This is a genomic window from Thioalkalivibrio sp. HK1 (assembly GCA_000583135.1).
In the GTDB taxonomy this organism is placed as follows: domain Bacteria; phylum Pseudomonadota; class Gammaproteobacteria; order HK1; family HK1; genus HK1.
Genome location: JFBG01000075.1, coordinates 17,032 through 37,680, shown reverse-complemented (window position 1 = coordinate 37,680; position 20,649 = coordinate 17,032). Strand labels below are relative to the sequence as shown.

Annotated in this window: 15 protein-coding genes; 11 read left to right on the top strand and 4 right to left on the bottom strand. The window is 58.3% G+C overall.

The features are described from left to right. Position 1 precedes the first annotated feature (1 nt). Positions 2–2,008 carry a beta-galactosidase gene (locus BF99_RS0116990; protein WP_025772029.1) on the top strand — a complete coding sequence of 669 codons (2,007 nt, stop codon included), beginning with the start codon at positions 2–4 and terminating at the stop codon, positions 2,006–2,008. A gap of 314 nt (positions 2,009–2,322) precedes the next feature. On the opposite strand, the gene BF99_RS0116985 is transcribed toward BF99_RS0116990, so the two are convergent. Genes BF99_RS0116985 through BF99_RS0116970 form a run of 4 tightly spaced genes read right to left on the bottom strand, consistent with a single transcriptional unit; the run spans position 2,323 to position 7,633 of the window. Beyond that, positions 2,323–4,437 carry a metallophosphoesterase family protein gene (locus tag BF99_RS0116985; RefSeq protein WP_051482967.1) on the bottom strand — a complete coding sequence of 705 codons (2,115 nt, stop codon included), beginning with the start codon at positions 4,435–4,437 and terminating at the stop codon, positions 2,323–2,325. A 2-nt stretch (positions 4,438–4,439) separates the two neighbouring features. Then, on the bottom strand, positions 4,440–5,924 hold the full coding sequence (locus tag BF99_RS0116980; RefSeq protein ID WP_025772025.1) for a tripartite tricarboxylate transporter permease: 1,485 nt from the start codon (positions 5,922–5,924) through the stop codon (positions 4,440–4,442). Between the two features lie 3 nt (positions 5,925–5,927). Further along, positions 5,928–6,440, bottom strand: a complete 513-nt coding sequence (locus tag BF99_RS22210) for a tripartite tricarboxylate transporter TctB family protein (protein ID WP_025772024.1) — start codon at positions 6,438–6,440, stop codon at positions 5,928–5,930. After that, positions 6,437–7,633, bottom strand: a complete 1,197-nt coding sequence (locus tag BF99_RS0116970; protein ID WP_081759331.1) for an ROK family transcriptional regulator — start codon at positions 7,631–7,633, stop codon at positions 6,437–6,439. The genes BF99_RS22210 and BF99_RS0116970 overlap by 4 nt, the downstream gene beginning before the upstream one ends. A 140-nt stretch (positions 7,634–7,773) precedes the next feature. On the opposite strand from BF99_RS0116970, the gene BF99_RS0116965 reads away from it, so the two are divergent. The 10 genes from BF99_RS0116965 (at position 7,774) to BF99_RS0116910 (ending at position 20,626) form a co-directional block, all read left to right on the top strand. Further along, a complete protein-coding gene (locus BF99_RS0116965) occupies positions 7,774–8,760 on the top strand; it encodes a Bug family tripartite tricarboxylate transporter substrate binding protein (protein ID WP_025772022.1) in 987 nt (328 codons plus the stop codon). A gap of 146 nt (positions 8,761–8,906) precedes the next feature. Beyond that, complete coding sequence (betC, locus tag BF99_RS0116960; protein ID WP_025772021.1) at positions 8,907–10,442, top strand: choline-sulfatase; 1,536 nt, start codon at positions 8,907–8,909, stop codon at positions 10,440–10,442. A gap of 401 nt (positions 10,443–10,843) precedes the next feature. Beyond that, positions 10,844–12,082 carry an ABC transporter substrate-binding protein gene (locus BF99_RS0116950; RefSeq protein ID WP_025772018.1) on the top strand — a complete coding sequence of 413 codons (1,239 nt, stop codon included), beginning with the start codon at positions 10,844–10,846 and terminating at the stop codon, positions 12,080–12,082. A gap of 169 nt (positions 12,083–12,251) precedes the next feature. Beyond that, positions 12,252–13,139, top strand: a complete 888-nt coding sequence (locus BF99_RS0116945; RefSeq protein ID WP_025772016.1) for a carbohydrate ABC transporter permease — start codon at positions 12,252–12,254, stop codon at positions 13,137–13,139. A gap of 50 nt (positions 13,140–13,189) precedes the next feature. Then, positions 13,190–13,522, top strand: a complete 333-nt coding sequence (locus tag BF99_RS21365; protein ID WP_081759330.1) for a XamI family restriction endonuclease — start codon at positions 13,190–13,192, stop codon at positions 13,520–13,522. 62 nt (positions 13,523–13,584) lie between these two features. Continuing rightward, on the top strand, positions 13,585–15,105 hold the full coding sequence (locus tag BF99_RS0116935; protein ID WP_197019201.1) for an Eco57I restriction-modification methylase domain-containing protein: 1,521 nt from the start codon (positions 13,585–13,587) through the stop codon (positions 15,103–15,105). A 278-nt stretch (positions 15,106–15,383) separates the two neighbouring features. Beyond that, positions 15,384–17,348 (top strand): calcineurin-like phosphoesterase C-terminal domain-containing protein, encoded by a 1,965-nt coding sequence (locus BF99_RS0116925; protein ID WP_025772010.1) that lies wholly within the window; start codon positions 15,384–15,386, stop codon positions 17,346–17,348. Positions 17,349–17,425: 77 nt separating this feature from the next. After that, on the top strand, positions 17,426–17,677 hold the full coding sequence (locus tag BF99_RS0116920; RefSeq protein WP_025772009.1) for a hypothetical protein: 252 nt from the start codon (positions 17,426–17,428) through the stop codon (positions 17,675–17,677). 16 nt (positions 17,678–17,693) lie between these two features. After that, positions 17,694–18,542, top strand: a complete 849-nt coding sequence (locus BF99_RS0116915; protein WP_025772008.1) for a carbohydrate ABC transporter permease — start codon at positions 17,694–17,696, stop codon at positions 18,540–18,542. Next, on the top strand, positions 18,539–20,626 hold the full coding sequence (locus tag BF99_RS0116910) for an alpha-galactosidase (RefSeq protein ID WP_025772006.1): 2,088 nt from the start codon (positions 18,539–18,541) through the stop codon (positions 20,624–20,626). Before BF99_RS0116915 ends, BF99_RS0116910 begins: the two co-directional genes overlap by 4 nt. Positions 20,627–20,649 lie beyond the last annotated feature (23 nt).

Here is a 20,649-nt window from a genome sequence, read left to right as displayed (position 1 = left end):
GATGAGCGAGGCGCCGAAGCGGGAACGCGCGCTGGGTTGCTGCTACTACCCGGAGCACTGGCCGCAATCTCGGTGGGCGAGGGATGCCAAGCGCATGGTCGAGGTGGGCTTGCGCTGGGTGCGGATCGGCGAGTTCGCTTGGAGTCGCTTGGAGCCGCATCCCGATCGCTTCGACTGGGACTGGCTCGATAACGCCATCGAAACCTTGAGCGCCGCCGGTCTTCGCATCGTGCTCGGCACCCCGACGGCGACACCGCCGCGCCGGCTGATCGAACGCTATCCGGACATGCTCGCCGTGGATCGAAGGGGCGATGAGCGCAAATTCGGCTCCCGCCGGCATTATTGCTTCAGCCATCTCGGCTACCGCAAGGAATGCGCTCGTATCGTTACCGCCTTGGCAAAACGCTACGGTCGCCATGCCGCGGTGCAGGCTTGGCAGACCGATAACGAATACGGTTGTCATGATACGACCTTGTCCTACAGCGATGCCGCCCGCGATGCTTTCCGGCGGTGGCTGCGGGATCGTTATGGTGATATCGATCGGTTGAACCGGGCTTGGGGCAATGTATTTTGGTCCATGGAATACCAAGACTTCGAGCAGATCGATCCGCCCAACCTGACGGTCACCGAGGCCAACCCCGCCCATCGACTCGCCTTCGCCCGCTTTTCCTCCGATCAGGTCATCCGCTTCAATCGCCTCCAAGTCGATATCATCCGCGCCCATAGCGATGCCCCGATCGCCCACAACTATATGGGGCGCATCACCGCCTTCGATCATTTCGCGGTGGGAGAGGATCTCGATATCGCCGCTTGGGATTCCTATCCCTTGGGCTTCCTGGCCGAGCGCGCCGGCGCCGATGCCGAAACCCGTCGACGCTTCGCCCGCCAGGGCGAACCCGATTTTCAGGCTTTCCATCACGATCTTTATCGGGCGGTGGGCAAAGGACGCCTGTGGATCATGGAACAACAGCCGGGACCTGTGAACTGGGCTCCTTATAACCCCGCACCCTTGCCGGGGATGGTGCGTCTATGGACTTTGGAGGCCTTCGCCCACGGAGCCGAGACGGTTTGCTATTTCCGATGGCGCCAAGCCCCCTTCGCCCAAGAGCAAATGCATGCCGGGCTGCAATATCCCGACGGGAGCGATGCTCAGGTCATGGCGGAGATCGAATCGGTTGCCGCCGACATCGCCGCCGCCCCCGATATCGACCATAGCGGCGCTCCGGTTGCGCTGCTGTTCGACTATGACGCCGACCATGCTTGGGATATCCAGCCGCACAAAGCCGGATGCAGCTACTTCGATCTGATCTTCGGGTTTTATCGCGCCTTGCGCCGCTTGGGCTTGTCGATCGATATCCTGCCGCCGACCACCGAGGATTTCAGCGATTGGTCCTTGGTTATAGCCCCGGGATTGATCCATATCCCGCCCGCACTGAAAAAAGCCCTCGGCAATACCGCCCGCCACCTGCTTTTGGGACCACGCAGCGCCGCCCGAGATGGCGATATGACAATCCCGACTCCCCTACCCCCCGATTTTCCCGGGCTCGATCTGCGCATCGTCGGAGCCGAGAGCCTAGGTCCGCAAATGGATATCGAACTGCCCGAAGGAGGCAAGTTCCATCACTATCGAGAGTTCGCCGAATGCCCGGCCGTCGGTCGAACCACCATCTTCGAGCGCAGCGCCGACGGGCAGCCCGCCTTGGTCGGCAACGAGCGCTGCCGATACCTGACCGGATGGCCCGATGAGACGGCAGCGCTTCGAATCCTCCAACGCGCAGCGAACGCCGCGAGCATCGCAACTTGCGAACTCCCGCTTGGGCTACGCCGCCGCGATACCGGCAAAGAAGTCTTTTGGATCAACTACAACGATCACGAGGTCGAAGCGCAGGGCCTTCGCATTCCACCGATTTCGGTCTTGCGCCGACCGCGCGACGCCGCATCGAACGATATTGGAATGTGTTCGAACGAAAAACCCGAGGCTTGGAAGGAGGGCTCCGATGATCGATGAATTTCATCGATCAATCCACGCGCGGTAGATAACGTCATGACGATGAAGGACATATCCTTTGGCGTCATACCCGATAATCTATAGAAACACCGACAGAGACGGGATCGACAAAAAGCGATCGTTCCAATACCGCAACCCCATTACAACCGAGAGCGGAACACCGAGATATCGCATCGAACTCGGCGCTCTTTATATTTTCGCGCATAGATGATTTTTCATGTTCGTAGAAGACTTGCCTTGAACGAGGGTCTATCGGGGATGTCTCACGCTTCCCTTTTCTCTTCGGATCCGAGACGGTATTTGGCCGAGTCAATTCAGGTGCAAGGCGATGACGGGCGACGAAGCAAGAAGGGATTTTCGGTACTGCCATCGGGCTCGATCGATACCCCTTCGATCAAATCGATCGCCTCGACTTCGGGTGATGAGGGCAACGCTTGGCGGGCGATACGCTGCGGGTCCACCGAAGCGCCGGAAGGTCGCTCGGGGTCGGGGATGACAATCCAAGCATCGTCTTGGTCGAGGCGCAACTTGAACCCGATGGAATCTGCAAACGCTCGTCGTTCGAGCGAGCGATCCTTCGGCACTCGCCGCAAAAGCCGGTTCAGTCGCTGCACCAGGTAGGCCGTCGGGCGGGGATTGAATCGGCGATCGAATAGCCCTCGGCGGGGAAAATAGCCGCGGTCGACATCGCTCAGCGTGTCACAGATCGGATCGATGGCGGGGTTGGCATGGGCCGATAGGATCACTTCGCAAAGGCGGGCCGCCTGCTTGGGTTCATCGTCGATGCAAAGGGCGGGATTATCGGCGGTCAGGCGAAGATGGATGACGGCCGGTTTGCCGAAACGCTCGAATGTCTCTTGGGCCAGTGCCAACGCCGGGGACGGTGGCTCATCGAAACCCAGGCGAAGGATGTAGGCGTCGGCGGCTTGCCCGATTCCGCTTTCGAGCCAATCGACGAGCATTCGATCGTCGGCGGCGGAAAATCCGTGGTTGATGACATGAAAATAGCGTCTTTTCGATGCGATGATATCGTGTCGAGAGCGCAATGGCGATAGATGCCATTCGATGGATCGCCCTTTGATTCGTTCGATGAGGCTGGGATCGACGGCGGTATCGAGGGGCAGGCAGGTCTCCCAAATATCGATCAGATCGGCGTGGGTTTCGATGAGATCGCATAGTGTATCGGTGAGGGGACCGAAGCGGTAGAAGCGATAGCGAAAGCCGAAGCGGCGCATCTCGGTCAAGCGAGATCTGCGTCGGTCGTCGACAAGATCGGATAGGGGCAGGCGAAGCGATTTGGCACCGATCTCGATCAGAGCGAGCAGCGCATAATCGTTGCGCGCCCGTTTGCGATCGAATTCGTCGAGTCCACCGCTCGGGGGGATCTCGACGATCTCGCACCAATCCTGACGCAGATCGAAGGATATGAGACCTGAGCCTTCGAAAACGCCGGGGGCGGGATCGATATCCGGCTCGAAGTCGGATTCGAAATCAAGGGACCGCGACATCGCAACGCGGGCGGATTCGCCCTCGCCGCCCGACTCGGCTCCCCGGCTATGGACCATCTCGAATCGATGCCCTTCGTCCAAGACATGAATCAAGGCATAGCCGAGCTTGTGAATATCGTTGCGGCCGTATTCATCATCGCCGACGATACGAAACATCTCGCTGTAGTCCTGACGGGTAAAGGCCGTCGACGGCAATAGATAGCAATCCGTATCGAGGATGCGGTGGTACCAGAACTGATGGACATGGCCGCAAAATAAGGCCTCGACCCGATATTCATCGATGATATCGAGCAGCCAGTCCCGCACCAATGGCGCCAGATTGTCGTAGTGCTCGGCTTCTTTTCTATCGAGGAGAAAGGGCGGATAGTGGGAGCCCATGAAGATGCGCTCGCTGCGCAATCCGTCGAGGGTGGACCTAAGCCAATCCCGTTGCTCGCCCTCGGCGGCGAGTCCGGAGCCCAAGATCTGGGCATTGATCCCGATGAAATGAATATCTTCGATCGCATGATGAAAATACTGCGCACCGAAATGACGCTCCCATGCTCTCAAAAAAGCCGGTCGCACGGTCCCCGCCGGCCCCCAATCGATGGGCTTGTCGCCGACATCGTGATTGCCGGGGATGATCCTCCAAGGATGCCTTAGGTCGGCGAATTGATCGAAAAATCGCCGCGCCGATGCCGCATATAGATCCTCCATCGACGGCACGGGATGCACCACATCGCCCAAGTGCAAAACAAAGGCGAGATCGCGCCGGTTGAGATCGTCGATGATCCAGCGCAGGCGCCGATTGGCCCGCCGGTTGACATCGAAGGGGGAGTTGCATTCATCGTCGCTTTGATTCAAATGGGTGTCGGTGAGAACCGCAAAGGTGAATCGATGGCGAATCGATGCGAAAGCGGGATCGAAAGGGGAATCGGTCATGGTCAACCCGCCAAGGGGATTCGCCTTCGCCGGCTTTTGACCAAAAAGACGATCGAAGCCAGCGTCATGGCCCAAAAGATCCAGCAGATCGGCGTGCGAAACAAGATGCCAAGACCGCCTTCGGAGAGGATCATCGATTGGCGAAAATTATCTTCGAGCAAGGGACCCAAAATGAATGCGATCAAAAAAGGCGGCGCCGGCAATCCGAAGACCATCATCGAATAGCCGACGATCCCCATCAGCAGCATGACGAGCACATCGAAAGCGCTGTTGTTGATGGCATAGGCACCGAAAAGACAACACACGAGGACCGCCGGATATAAAAGCCGATTCGGAACTTCGGCGATGCGGCTGATCGCGCGAATCGAAAACTTCCCCACCATGAAAAGATAGGCCGAGCTCAGCATGATGCCGATGAACAGGGCGTAGATCATGGTCAGATTTTGCTCGAACATGACCGGCCCCGGGCGCAAGCCATGGATCATGAAGGCGCCGAGGATGACGGCGGTGATGACGTCGCCCGGCACCCCCAAAGCCAGCAGCGGAATCATCGTCGCCCCGGCCACGCCGTTATTGCCGGCCTCGGCGGCGGCAACGCCCTCGAGTTCTCCCTTGCCGAAACGATCCCGCCTCGGGGAGTTTCGCCGGGCCTCGCTATAGGATAGAAAAGCCGAGGGGGCGCCGCCGATGCCGGGGATCGAGCCCAAAACGACCCCGATCAGGCTGCCGCGCAGGATCGATTTGAAACAACGGCGGAATTCGGCGAAGGTCGCCCCGCCGCCGCGCATCGCCGCCGCTCGGATCGACTCGTCGAGCCCGCCGGCGAAATAGCGAAAGATCTCGGGCAGGGCGAATAGTCCGATGAGTACCGGGATGAAATTGAGCCCGCCCATCAACTCCCACTCGTCGAAGATGAAACGGCCGGTGCCGTAGACCATATCGAGTCCGATGGTGGCGAAGACGAGGCCCAAGGCCGCAGCGGCGATGCCGCGAGGCAGGCTGTCGCCGGAGACGCCGGCGATGATCGTCAGCGAGAAGACGATCAGCGTGAAAAACTCCGGGGGGCCGAACTTGAGGGCGAAGGAAGCCAGCAATCCGGCGAGGAGGATCAACGAGAGATTGGAGATGAAATCGGCGAAACAGGAGGCGTAGAGCGCCATGTCGAGGGCCTTGCGCGCTTGGCCCTTTTGCGTCAGCGGATAACCGTCGAGCACCGTACACGAGGCGGCGGGGGTCCCCGGGGTTTTGATCAAGATGGCGGTGATCGAGCCCCCGTAGAGGCCACCTTTGTAGATACCGAGCAACAGCAAGATGCCGGTGACCGGGGGCATGGTGAAGGTGAAGGGCAGCGCCAGCGCCACCCCCATCGGGGTCGTCATGCCGGGAATGGCGCCGATCAGGGTGCCGACGACGACCCCGATGAAGACGACCGAGACATTTTCGATCGTGAGAAATAACGAGAACGCCGCTGCGAGTTGCTCGATCACCTGTCAACCCCGCAAGAACTCGAAGATGCCGAGCGGGATCGGAACGCCGGCGATGTGAACGAAGAAGGCATAAAGAAGCGCGGGCAGGCAAAGGGCCGGGAGGATCAGGGGCAAAGGGCGGCGCTCGCCTGCAAGGAAAGAAAGGGAGGCGATCAGGATCGTGCCCGGCAAGACCATGCCCAGCCAATCGATGGCGAGGTAATAGCCGAAGAGCAGTGCGAGCACCGCTGCCAATCGAGCCCTGCGTTCGAACCCGATGCTCGGGGCCGAGACCGGATCGTTCGTTTTGGGATTGTCCGGCCCGCGATTGTCCGTACCACGATCGTCCGGCCCGGGGAAGAGGATCAGCCAAAGGCCCATCGCGGCGAGGATCAACGAGACGATGCGCGGCCAGAAATCGGGAGCGAGGGTGATATGGTCCACCCTCCCCGGGGTGTCGATCCCCAGCGGGATCAGGAGGAAAAAGAGCGTCAGACCGATCGCTGCGATCCCGACCCCGGTCAAACGTGCTTTCATGTCGATGGAATCGGGTTCGAGGACGAGGGCCGCATTTTCCAGGCGAATCGCTCGTCGCGAAAAAGCAGCTCGTGAATCGCAAGCGATTGCGCGGCTTCGCAGCTCGTCATGGAAACGATCGACAATCGCTCGTCGATCCAACGCTGCGGCATCCAACGAGCGATCTCTTCGAGCACCCCCTTGCGATAGGCCGGGGCATCGAGCAAAGGACCCGAAAGCAGCAACCTGTCGGGGTGCAGCAAACTGTCGGCATTGACGACCACCATCCCCAGCGATTGACCTGCGCGCTCCAAACGCTCGCAAAGGGCGTCATCGCCGGCTCCGGCCTTGTCGATCAGATCGACGAGACGCTCGGCATCGCCCGCATCGGGGCGTTCTTTGGATTCGCCGAGGACGCCGATGCCGCCTGCGACCTGATCCACTCGAAGCGGATCGCCCCCCGCCCCTTGTGGAATGCGCATCGATTCGATCATGCCCGCTCGATCTTCGTTGCCGCGAAAGAGCCGACCTTCGATCATCAGGCTGCAACCGATGGCCAGCGAGGCATTGAACAGCAAAACGTGATCCGCTTTGCGCGTTTGCCCGAAACAACGGGCCGCAAGGTTCTTGGCATTGGGGATGTTATCGGAATAGATCGGGCAATCCAGATGGCGAGAGACGATCGCCTCGAGGTCGACATCGCTCCAGCCGAGCGCCGGGGCCGAACGCAGGCGATTGGCGCCGGTATCGACGGCCCCGGTCAGGGCGATCCCGCAAAGAGCGGGCACGCACCTCCGGACGGATAACTCGTCGATCATCTGCGCCAAGGTCGAAGCGCAAGTGTCGATGACCGCTTCGGCATCGCCGAGGTCGGAGAAATGCATGCGGCGATGGGCGATGATGCGGTTGGTGAAATCGGCCACGACCACATCTTGGCGAAAGGCGTTGATGGCGATGGCCGATACATGACAGCTATCCGGGCGAATGCGCAAATCGACGAATTTGCGCCCGACGCGGGGCTCGTCGGCGATGGCATCGCCCTCCTCGATCAGCCCGATGCCGATCAGATCGCGGGTGATGCGCGATATCGAGGCCGGGGTCAAGCCGGTATTGGTCGCGATCTTGGAGCGGGGGATCGGACCGTCGAGATGAATTTCCGCCAACACTCGGCGGCGGTTCGACAATCTTGAATCCGCTTGAGTGCGGTACGGCATGAAGCGATCCTTGTTTTCATCGACCGATCATCGACTGGCTGATCACAGATTGATTGATTGCTGCAAGTAATTATGATAAAAAGGGATCGCCTGTCAATCCGCAAGACTCGAAGTGCAGCCAACGAACCCGGAGGAAAACGATGAAAAGACCTCTCATATTGTCCCGTTTGGCAATCCTGGCGACCGTGGTATCGGCGCTGATCACCGGCAATGCCTTGGCGGCCTACCCCACCAAACCGGTCACCTTGGTTTCGCCCTACGGCCCCGGCGGGGCGGCGGATCTCGCAGCCAGAACCCTCTCGGCCACCGCCACCGGCTACTTGGGCAACGGCATCTTGGTCGTCAACCGCACCGGCGCCGCCGGAGTCACCGGCTCGGTCTCGGTTGTCAAGGGCAAGAAAGACGGCTATACGCTGCTGCTGGCCCGCGTGGGATCGCAAGCGGCGGTGCCTGCGATCAATCGCAAGATCCCCTATGCTTGGGATGAATACACTTTTCTCGGGCTATTGGAGCTCAATCCCTTCGTGCTCGTGGTCAACGCCGATTCGCCTTATCGATCCCTCGACGATATCAAGGCCGCGGTCAATGCCGGTGAGACCCTTATCTATTCATCCGCAGGCGTCGGCACCTTGCTGCATATCGCGATGGTGATGACGCTGGATCAGATGGGTCTGGCGGGCGATGCGATGAGACATGTCCCTTATAGAGGGGGCGGCAAGGCGGCCGCGGCGGTCGTCGGGGGGCATGCGGATATGATGTTCCAGAACCTCTCCGGGGTCATCGGCAATATCCAAGCCGGAAAAATGCGGGCGCTGGCGGTCTCGACGAAAGAACGGGTGTTGGCGATCAAGGATGTGCCCACCGTTGCGGAAGCCGGCTACCCCGGGCTTGAAAGCGTGATCGGCTGGAGCGGGCTTTGGGGACCGCCCGATTTGCCCCAGGAGGTCGTCGATAAGTGGGTCGAGGTGCTGGCTCAGTTGAGCGAAGATCGCGCTTGGCTCAAACTGACCAAGGGGCTCGGCTCCGTACCGGCCATTCGCAAACCCGCCGAAACCAAGGACTTCGTCAAGGCCCAGTACGAGGCCTTCAAGGAACTGACCGAACGTTTGGGGATGACCATCAAGTAAGCCATCGAAGACAGGGGATGGCCGCTTGCTTGGCGGTCGTCCCCTGTTCGATCTTCTTTTTGGCCCCCTTTTTCGGTCTCTTTTTTCGACCCCCCGATTTCGGCCGACTCACCGACTCCTCGGCCTTTCCTTTTCGCTCAATCAAGATGACATCCAAAGCCCCCAATATCCTGGTGATCCAAGCCGATCAGATGGCGGCCAAGGCATTGTCGCTCTACGGCCACGCCTTGGTCCGAACCCCCCATATCGAACGACTCGCCGAACGGGGCACGCTCTTCGAACGGGCCTATTGCAACTTTCCGCTATGCGTCCCCTCCAGAGCCTCGATGATGGCGGGACGGTTGGCCAATGCCATCTCGATGTGGGATAACGCGATCGAGATGCCCGCCTCGACGCCGACGCTCGCCCACTACCTGCGCTCGGCCGGCTATCACACGATCCTGTGCGGCAAGATGCATTTCATCGGGCCGGATCAATTGCATGGATTCGACGAGCGGATCGTCACCGATATCTATCCCTCGAACTTCGCTTGGACCCCGGATTGGATCGTCGGCGAGCGTTATCGACCCACCGGCATCAACATGCGCGCCGTGGTCGATTCCGGGTTATGCACCCGCAGCCTGCAAATCGACTACGACGAGGAGGTCGAGCACTGCGGGGTGCAAAAACTTCATGACCTCGCCCGCTTCCATCGGGAGCGTCCGTGGATGCTGTGGATCTCGTTCACCCATCCGCACTCTCCTTATGTCACCACGCGAAAATACTGGGATATCTACGACCATAACGAGATCGACGAGCCCGAGGTGAGTGAGATTCCTTTGGATGAAAAGGATGCGATGAGCCGCTGGCTACATTACGCCCACGGGGGCGATCTGCACGAGGTCACCGATGCGCATGTGCGCAGCGCCCGCCATGCCTATTACGGCATGTGCCGTTATATCGACGACAAGGTCGGGCGGCTGCTCGATACCCTCGAAGCCTTGGAGATGGAAGGCGATACGGTGGTGGTCTTTACCTCCGACCACGGGGAAATGCTCGGCGAGCGCGGCATGTGGTTCAAACAATCCTTCTACGAGTGGTCGGTGACCGTGCCGTTGATTGTGCGCATTCCGGGTCTTGATTCCCGCTCTCGCTGCGATCGGCTGGTCTCGCTCATCGATTTGCTGCCGACGCTGATGGAAGTGGCGGGCAAGGAGGACTTCGAACCGGTATCTGCGCTCGATGGCCACTCTTTGGTGCCCTTGATGGCCAAAAATCCGAGCGATTGGAATGACGAGGTGATATCGGAATATACCGGCGAGGGGGTCATCGCCCCTTGCCGCATGGTGCGCATCGACGATCACAAACTCATCTACACCCATGGGCATCGAGAACTGATGTACGATCTGAGCGTCGATCCGCTCGAGATCGACGATCTTGCGGGTCGCCCCGAGCATTTCGAGATCGAGAGCCGGTTGCGAGCGCGCTTGCTGGCCGATTGGGATCCCGAGGAAATCCAAGCAAAGTGCATTCGAAGCCAGCAAGAGCGATTGTTCATACAAAAAACGACGCAGGGAAAACCCGATTGGGCTTTTCGTTTTCGTCCCGACGACGGTGAACGCTTCATCCGCAACGACAGCGCCGTCGGAACCAAGGCCAAGGCCCGTTATCCCTTCGTCGAGCCCACGCCTTTCCTCAAGTAGCATCGCGTCAAATCGTACCGAGGGCTCGATCGGGTCGATCGGGTGAATACATCGACTCGGCGATCTCGGCGCTTCGACCGGACTTTCGACTCGATATTTTTGTCGCCTTCTCGATCGGCGGCATCGTCTTATCGCTCGGGATCGTCATCGCCCCGAGGATATTCGGATCCATTCGAAGGTCCGTTCGAACGATCATGTCGATGCGCATCCGGGCTTTACCTTCGAACGAGCCTTCGGATCGACGATCGGGGCGACGAAAAGCGAAGGGGATATCCTTGGAGGCCGGAAACGAGGAGCCGAAGGCCCAAGGGATATTGCATCTTCTTCGAATCATCGCTCGGGCGCATCGATGGTCAACACCGAAATGCAATCGAAACCGATAACAAAGAGGAGCCGATAAGATGTCTTTCAACCTGAAGCAAAAGTTTGGCATGTTCATCGCCGGTGCATTGGTCAGCGTCGGTACTTTCGCCGGTGAGATTGTCATCAACACCGATACCTCGGATCCGGCCCCAAAGGCCGCCTTCGAAGATCTGATCAAGGATTTCGAAGCCGAGCACCCCGATATCAAAGTCAAGTGGAATCTATTCGACCACGAAGGCTACAAGACCTCGATCCGCAACTTCCTCACCGCCGATGCCCCCGATCTGGCCAACTGGTACGCCGGCAACCGGATGCTGCCTTATGTCGAAGCCGGCCTGTTCGAACCGGTCGACGATGTCTGGGAAAGCGCAGGGCTCAACGATTCCTTGGCATCGGCCGCCGGATCGATGACCATCGACGGCAAGAAGTGGGGAGTGCCCTATACCTATTATCAGTGGGGGGTCTACTACCGCAAGGATATCTTCGAAAGGCTGGGAGTCGGCGTACCGAAAACATGGGCCGATTTCATCGCCGCCGGCGAGACCCTGCTGGCCAACGATATCAAGCCGATCACCATCGGAACCAAATTCCTGTGGACCGCCGGCGGAGTGTTCGATTACTTGAACCTTCGAACCAACGGCTACGACTTCCACATGGCATTGACGCAAGGTCAGGTACCTTGGACCGACGATCGCGTCCGCAAAACCATGGCCAACTGGAAAGAACTGCTGGACAAGGGATTCTTCATCGACAACCATGCCGCCTATTCTTGGCAAGAGGCGCTGGCGCCGATGGTCCAAGGCGAAGCGGCGATGTATGTCATGGGTAATTTCGCGGTCGCTCCGCTACGAGAGGCGGGTTTGACCGACGATCAACTCGATTTCTTCCAGTTCCCGATCATCGACGGCACGGTTCGTTTGGCCGAAGAGGCGCCGACGGATACGATCCATATCCCGGCGAATGCCAAGAACAAGGAAGATGCCAAGAAATTCCTGGCCTATTTGGGTCGCGCCGACGTACAGACCAAGATCAACAAGACCTTGGGCCAGCTGCCGATCAACAAGAACTCCGAAGTCAACGATGACAAGTTCTTGCACGCCGGTCTGGCCATGCTCTCCTCCACCAGCGGGGGCATCGCCCAGTTCTTCGATCGCGACGCCCCGGCCGAGATGGCCAAAGCCGGTATGGAGGGCTTCCAGGAATTCATGGTCAAGCCCGAGCGCTTGGATAGGATCTTGGAGCGTTTGGAAAAAACGCGCGCCCGGGTCTACCAATAAATTCTCCATGCTCTTTGGCGACATGCCTTGCAAAAAACCCTTCGAGGGCGGGGGCGATCCCCGTCTCGAAGGGTTTGGCATGTCATCTTCGATGCTTAGGTTTTGCGGGCATCCGCTTTGACCATCGCCCCCGCTCGGGCGGGGGTGCGGTCTTTCGGGCTTTGATGCCATGAAGGGATTTTGGAGGGCCAACCAGCAACGCCTCGCTCCGTGGCTATTTCTTGCGCCCGGAGTGTTGATGTTCTTGGTCTATGTCATCGCCCCGATCTTCCAGTCCATCAGTATCAGCCTTTACGACTGGGACGGCCTCGGCGAGAAGCGCTATGTAGGCTTGGGCAACTATATCGAACTCATCGACGACGAAGCCTTCTATACCTCTTTGAAGAACAACCTCATCTGGTTGGTGCTCTATCTGTTGGCGATTCCCGCCGGGCTTGCGGTCGCGCTTTTTTTGAACCAGACGGTGCGGGGGATTCGTATCTATAAATCGCTGTTTTTCTTCCCCTTCGTCATCTCGCAGGTCGTGGTCGGCTTGATGTTCGCTTGGTTTTACGATCCCAGCGACGGCTTGATGAATATCGCCTTGATGGCGATGGGATTCGATGCCATCCCGGTGCTCGCCGATGAAACGTATGTCACCTACGGCATCATCGCCGCCGGTCTTTGGCCGCAAACCGCCTATTGCATGATCCTCTACCTGACCGGTTTGAATGCCGTCGACAAGGAACAAATCGAGGCCGCTCGCCTTGATAACGCGCGTGGATTCAAGATGCTGTGGTATGTCATCTTGCCCCAACTGCGACCGGCAACCTTCATCGCCCTCGTGGTCACCGTCATCGGAGCCCTTCGATCCTTCGACCTGATCTCGATCATGACCGACGGCGGCCCTTGGGGTTCGAGTCGCGTCCTCGCCTTTTATATGTACGAGCAAGCCTTTTCCGAATACGGTTTCCGCATGGGCTACGGAGCGGCGATCGCGGTCGTCCTGTTCTTGATCATGATGGTCTATATCATCGCCTTCTTGCGCAAGATGTATCGAGACGAACGGCGCGGATAAAAAACCCGGTATCCGGTGGCACCATCGCATCCTAGTTTGCGCCTCAGGGCATATTTAGCTTCCATATCGATGTCGTTGCGGGCGAGCGACATCGAATCGATATTCCGGCGGATCGAGTGATTCAGCCGCAAAAGCCTCGAGGCAATGGTCTACCGGTTTTCATCGAGGCCAAATCCGCAGGCGACTTTACCAACGTCAACAAACGCCTTAAGGAGGAGGCCATAAAAATACGACAACTCCGGGATGAGTACGGTGAAGATACGCAGTTTCTGCTTTTGTTGTGTGGGTATTTCGACAGCGGGTATTTGGGCTATGAAGCGGCCGAGGGAATCGATTGGGTGTGGGAACATCGAATAGATGATTTGGAAGAACTGGAGATTTAGTCATGAGAACGATGGGCAGCATCGAAGAAATCGAAAACCGACGAATGATCGAGCAACGGCGGTTGGATAGGCTAAAAAATGCCACCGAGCGCAACCGCTTGGGGCAATTTGCCACACCGCCGGAACTCGCTCGCAACATGATCGGGTATGTGAAAGATCTTTGGAAAAGCCGTTCGGATGTCATCGATTTCCTTGATCCCGCCATCGGCACCGGTGCATTTTTTTCGGCTTTGAAGCACGATATTCCAAGAAGTTTGATCCGCCGCTCCGCCGGCTTCGAAATCGACAAGGTCTTTGCCGAGACCGGGCAGCGGTTGTGGCAACGCGAAGGGTTGCAAATCACACCGGGGGATTTTATCGATCAGCCATCTCCCGAGAAGCACCGACGATTTAACTTGATTCTCACGAACCCTCCCTATGTTCGCCACCACCACTTGAAGTCCGAGCAAAAAGAACGATGCAAAGCGGCAGTGGAACGGGAGTTGGGATTGAAAATCAGTGGATTGGCAGGGCTGTATTGCTATTTTTTGCTGCTCGCCGACCGGTGGCTGGCCGACGACGGGATAGGGATCTGGCTGATTCCCTCAGAATTCATGACCGTCAATTACGGCGAAGCGGTCAAACGCTATTTATTGGAGCATGTGCACCTGTTGCATATTCACCGTTTTTGTCCTTCGGACGTACAATTCTCCGATGCGTTGGTATCGTCGGCGATCGTCGTTTTTCAAAAGAACGCTTCTCGTCCGGCGACGGTTCGTTTTTCTTTCGGCGGATCGATCACCCGCCCCGATACCGTACAGCAGGTCCCTTATGACAAGCTCGTGGTAACACGACGGTGGACACAATTCCCCGGTGCGGATCGCACTCGAGAGGAGAAGTGGAAACTAGGGGACTTGTTTTCCATCAAGCGAGGTATCGTGACCGGAGCCAATCGTTTTTTTATTCTCCCTCGGGCCAAAGCTCGCTTGCTTGGCATTCCCCATCGGTTTCAAAAACCGATTTTGCCTAGCCCCAGATATTTATCGAAAACCGTGGTTGCCTCCGACCAAGACGGCTATCCCGTTATCGATTGCCCGCTTTCGCTGATCGATTGCCCGTTGCCCGAGGAAGAGGTTCAGCAAGCCTTTCCTCGTTTTTGGGAATACTTGGAGACGGGAAAGCGGCAAAGGGTTCACGAACTTTACCTACCTAGCCGTCGCTCGCCTTGGTATTCGCAAGAGCAACGTCTGCCGGCGCCGTTTTTATGCACCTATATGGGACGAACGGGAAAATCAAGCCCACCCTTTCGCTTTTTGTGGAACCAATCACAGGCCATCACGGCCAATGTTTATTTGCTGCTGTACCCGAAAAGCCCGCTTCAACAGGCCTTGCAGAATAACGACGAGTGCATGGGCAAAGTATTTTCTTTGCTACAATCCATCCGTACCGAAAGCTTTTTGGACGAAAGCCGGGTTTATGGTGGCGGATTGTATCAATTGGAACCCAAAGAACTCGCCAGACTTCCCGCCGATTTTTTATTGTCCGCGATCGAGGGGATCGATATAGCGCGGCAGCAATATTTATTCGAAGGTTGCCGTATGTAAATCGCTTGCCATCGTGAGGGAAGGATTCGCTTGTTTTTATTGTGTGTTACGCTTTGCGACCCTTTCCGATTCTGGAAATTTCCACTATGATCACCCATGATCATCGACATCGACCAAGTGCCGGCGTTGGGTCTCGATGCAAGGCACGATGCTCGGGGACTGAAAACGATGCCGGAGGCTTCGCTCGAAAGGCTTGTAGCGAGCATACGGGGCCGAAACCGAAACATCGAAATCTCGTTCGTTTTTTTCGCAACGAAATTCATTGACCGGAAAAACTCATGAAACTGCCCGAAACTTCGATGCTCCATTCGGTGGCCATTGCGGCCATCGCCCTTATCATAGCCGTCACTGCGACCACTCCGGTCTTCGCCAAGGATACGCGCTATATCGGCACCATCGAGGTGATCGCCGGCGATACCGCCCCGAGCCGAGCGACCGGAACCGTATTCCTCGATGCCAACCGCAACAGCAAAATGGACGAGGGCGAAGCCGGAATCGAGGGCGTTTCGGTCTCCAACGGCCGCGAAGTCACCCTCACCGATGCCAAGGGCATCTATCGCTTGCCGATCTACGATGACATGAATCTTTTCATCACCAAACCCGCAGGCTATGCAACGCCGGTGGATGAGATGATGGTCCCGCAGTTCAACTACATTCATAAGATCGCAGGTTCCCCCGACCTACGCTTCGGGGGGATCGAGCCGACCGGCCCGATGCCAAAGTCCGTGAATTTCCCGCTCATCGAGGATAATTCCGATCGCGACGATTTCGAATGCCTCGTCTTCGGCGATGCCCAGCCCCATTTCAACATGCAAGTATCCTATGTGCGCGAAACCGCGGGCAAGATGCTGGCCGCCCGAGACAACGACGATACCGAATGCTTGTTGTTCACCGGTGATATCATGGGCGACGATCTATCGCTCTATCCACGCTTCAAAAAGATCATCGCCATCGGTGACACTCCGCAATATTATGTCGGCGGCAACCACGATCTCGACTTCGATGCAAAAAACGATGCGCACTCCCTCGACACTTTCCGACGCGAATGGGGGCCTGAATACTATTCATTCGATATAGGGCAAGTTCATTTCGTGACCTTGGACAATGTCCGCTATCCATGCAACGGCATCGACGATCATCCATTTTGCGATCCGGCGGCGAAACCGACCTACAACGGCGTTATCCATGACCGGCAGTTGAAGTGGCTTTCGAACGATCTATCCCATGTTCCGGCGGATCGATTGATCGTCATCAGCGCTCATATTCCCTTCCAGACCTTCACCGACAACACCGCCGCCAAACACCAAACCGACAATTTGGACGCCTTGGTCGAGATCTTGGGAAAACGCCCGGTGCTCGGTCTTTCCGGCCATACCCATACCACCGAGAACATTCTGATCGGCGAACACTTCGAGGGCTGGAAAGAAAATACCGGCGTCGGTCCGGCGCCTTTCCACCAGATCGTCGCCGGGGCGCTGTCGGGCTCATGGTGGTCCGGTAGTTTGAACGACGACGGCGTTCCCGGTGCGCCCCAGCGTTTGGGGGCGCCCCGCGGGTTTTATTCCCTGACCTTTTCCGGTAAGGACTATATGGATACCTATCGATCCTTCACTCACTCCCACCTCGAGCAGTTCCATATCTCATTCAACTCCCCCCGCTACCGCAAGTGGGCGACGAGGCTTTCGAATTTCGTCGACGCCTACGGCAACGAGCGGGCGGATATCCTGCCCCCGGTGAGCCTGAACGAGATGGGCGATGTCAATATGCTCACCCGCAAGGACTTGGAGGGCGATACTTGGGCGGTGATCAACGTATGGAACGGCAACCGCGGCTCCAAGGTCACCTTGTCCATCGATGGCCAAGAGGCGATCGAAGCCAAGCGTACCCAGCAAGGCAATGGCGAGGCCAAGATCCGATCGATCGACGTCTCGGATCCTCATGCCCTTTTCCGCCAGCTCAACGACACCCGTCGGGCGATGGCATCGGCAACCGGTAACGATGGCTACGAGGTATTCCGAGGCTCGATATGGGCGGGCAAGGTCGGCCCCATGGATCGGTGGTTGTGGACCGATTCATCGTCCCACCTTTGGACCGCCGATCTGCCGGCGGATCTGTCGGCGGGCATCCACCGCTTGAGTGTCACCGTAAGAGATCGCCATGGGCGGGAATTCCATGATGCGATCGCTTTCGAGGTCGTCGAGGAGATCCCCGACATGGGTTGGCAAGAGAAGTTCTGGGAATAGCCTTCCGCTCCATCGAATCGAATCTAATCTAATCGAACCGAATCGACGATGCGCAGCCAAGCGTCGGATCAAGCGCGGTGGGAGCCGAGCGCAAAATCAAGCGCAAGACGGAAATTTCGACCCCGCTTTATTTCGTGCAAAAACGCATCGAAGGAAATACCATCAAGAGATCTGCGCAAGAGACATCAAGCGGTCGGATTGGATTCGAAGCGCTTGAAAGCGGTCAAGACCTGCCGCAATCGATCGCAAAGTATCGAACTCACACCATGACGGTCCTCGCCATCGCCTCTTTTGCCTTGGATGGCTTGGGGCTCGAAGGGTGCGGATAAAAAAACAATCCCGACTATGTATCCACGTCCTATCGAACAAGCAAGCCCGCCGGCCCGGTGGGCCTACAAGATCCTGCTGCCGATCGCACTGATCGTCTGGCTGCTGCCGCTGCTGGCGGTGGCATTGACCTCGGTCCGCTCCGCCGGGGACATCATCTCCGGCAACTACTGGGGGTGGCCGAGCGAGTTCAACATGCTCGAAAACTACACCGCGATCTTCGAAAACACACCGATCGGGCAATATCTGCTGAATAGCTTCAAGGTGACGATCCCGACCGTCATCGGCTCGGTGGCCCTGTCTTGCATGACCGGTTTCGCGCTGGCCGTCTACCGCTTCAAGGCCAATCTGTTGGTCTTTTTCATGTTCGTGGCGGGCAATTTCATCCCCTTCCAGATCTTGATGGTGCCGGTACGCGATTTGACCTTGCAACTGGGCATGTACAACAGCGTCAGCGGATTGGTGATGTTTCACATCGCTTTCCAGACCGGGTTTTGCACCCTGTTCATGCGAAATTTCATCCGCGCCTTGCCGCGGGAATTGATCGAGGCCGCCCGGGTCGAGGGGGTCAGCGAATTTCGCATTTTTCGCTACATCGTGGTGCCGCTGATGAAACCGGCCATCGCCGCCCTGTCGGTGTTGATCTTCACTTTCATCTGGAACGACTACTTCTGGGCCACGGTGCTCACCCAAGGCGCCGATTCGCAGCCGATCACCGCCGGTTTGTATTCGCTGAACGGTCAATGGCTGGCCGCATGGCATTTGGTCTCGGCGGGATCCATCGTCGCCGCCTTGCCCCCGGTATCGATGTTCTTCCTGATGCAGCGCCATTTCATTGCGGGGCTTACGCTCGGAGCCGTCAAATGAGGCGATGCCTGCGCTTGGACGACGGGCATCAAACGCTGGTATTCGCAAGCGAAGGTCATCATCTACCCGCGATCATCTACTGGGGGCGCTCCTTGCCCGCCGACGAGATCCTCGAGGACTTGGCGGCGGCCTCCGAGATCGATGTCACCGGCGGCATGCTCGACGCCAATCCGCCGCTGACTTTATGCCCGCTGGCCATCGACACTTTCCCCGGCCAAGCGGGTCTTGCCCTGCGCCGAGGCGACGGGAGCGCACTGCACCTTGAACTTCGCCTCGAGTCTATAAGCGAATCGACGAATCGCATCCGATTCCAAGCCTGCGACGATTCGGCGGGACTGACATGGCATGCGGAATTTCGCATCCACCCGGAAACCGGAATCATCACCTGCCATGCCGGTCTTCGAAGCACGCAGCCGGTCCACCTCGATTGGCTGGCGGCGCCGGTTTTTCCCGCCCCCCAACAAGGGCGGGAATTGATCGAGTTCTCGGGACGCTGGTGCGGCGAATTCCAGACCTCGACCCATCGTTGGTCCGCCGGGATTCGAGCGCGCAACAATCCCACCGGTCGCACGGGGCATGAACACTTCCCCGGCCTTTATCTCCCGGCGAAAGGCGCGACCGATACCGCCGGGGAGGTCCATGCCTGCCACTATGCTTGGTCCGGGGGGCATTCGATGATCGCCGAAGAACTGCCCGACGGCCGGCGCCAAGTGCAATTCGGCCATGCCCGCGGCAGCGAACCCGATGCCGCCACCGAATTCACCACCGCGACCTTGTACCTTGTCTGGTCGAATGCCGGGCTCAACGGAGCGGCCACGGCGCTGCAACGGCACTTACGCGACCGTGTGGTGCGCTGGCCCGATGCCTCGCTCAAACGACCGGTGCATTACAACTGCTGGGAGGCGATCTACTTCGATCACGATATCGAGACCTTGAACGATATCGCGCAGCGTGCCGCCGATTTCGGGGCCGAGCGCTTCGTCCTCGACGATGGCTGGTTCGGCCGCCGCGATGACGATACATCGTCATTGGGGGATTGGCAGGTCGATGAGCGCAAGTATCCGCAAGGGCTGACGCCGCTGATCGAGAGGGTGCGATCGCTGGGCATGGGCTTCGGGCTCTGGCTCGAGCCGGAGATGGTCAGTTGCGATTCGGATCTGGCGCGGGCGCATCCGCAGTGGATTTCAGGGCCGCCGGATCAGATCGAAGGACGCCGACAGCGCGTCCTCGATTTGAAGCGAGGCGAGGTCTTCGAATATCTTTTCGAATGCCTGCATCGCCTGCTGACGAGCCATGATATCGAGTACATCAAATGGGATCACAACCGGGTTCTGCCGTTGGCCGACGCCGGTCAAACCCGGGCGCTGCTGGCGCTGCTCGATCGCTTGCGCTCGGCGCACCCCAAGGTCGAAATCGAATCCTGTGCCAGCGGGGGCGGTCGCATCGACTACGGCATCTTGGAACGCTGCCCGCGGGTGTGGCTCAGCGACAGCAACGACGCCTTGGAGCGGCTTCGCATCCAACACGAAGCCGCCTTGTTCTTGCCGGCGGCGGTCACCGGAAGCCACGTCGGTCCCCGCCGATGCCATACCTCGGGAAGAACGCTCGATATCCACCTGCGCGCTTGGGTCGCCGCGCAACGTCATTTCGGCTTCGAGATGGATCTGCGCGAGCTCGACGAAGACGAAGCGGCGGTGCTGAAAAGGGTCTGTCGATGGTGGAAAGCCAATCGCGATTGGCTATTTCACGCCGATATCCTTCGCCTCGACAGCGCCGACGAGGCGATCATCGCGGAGATGCAACTTGCGAAGACGCAAGACCGTTTCGTCGTTTTCGCCGCCAAATCGCACACCTCGCGCCAAATCGCCCCGAGGCCACTGGTCCTGACCGGACTCGATCCCACCGCCCGCTATCGTATCGACCTGATCACCCGGGATCGATGCCCCGCCCTCTCGCGAGGGAATCCGCTGCTGAAATCGACCGCACTGGAAGCCGGCGGCGCTTGGCTGATGCAAGCGGGATTGAACCTGCCTTGGGCCTTCCCGGCAACGATCCACGTCATCGAAGGGCTCCGGCTCGATTGATCCTCCAAGGAGCGCCCTTGCCC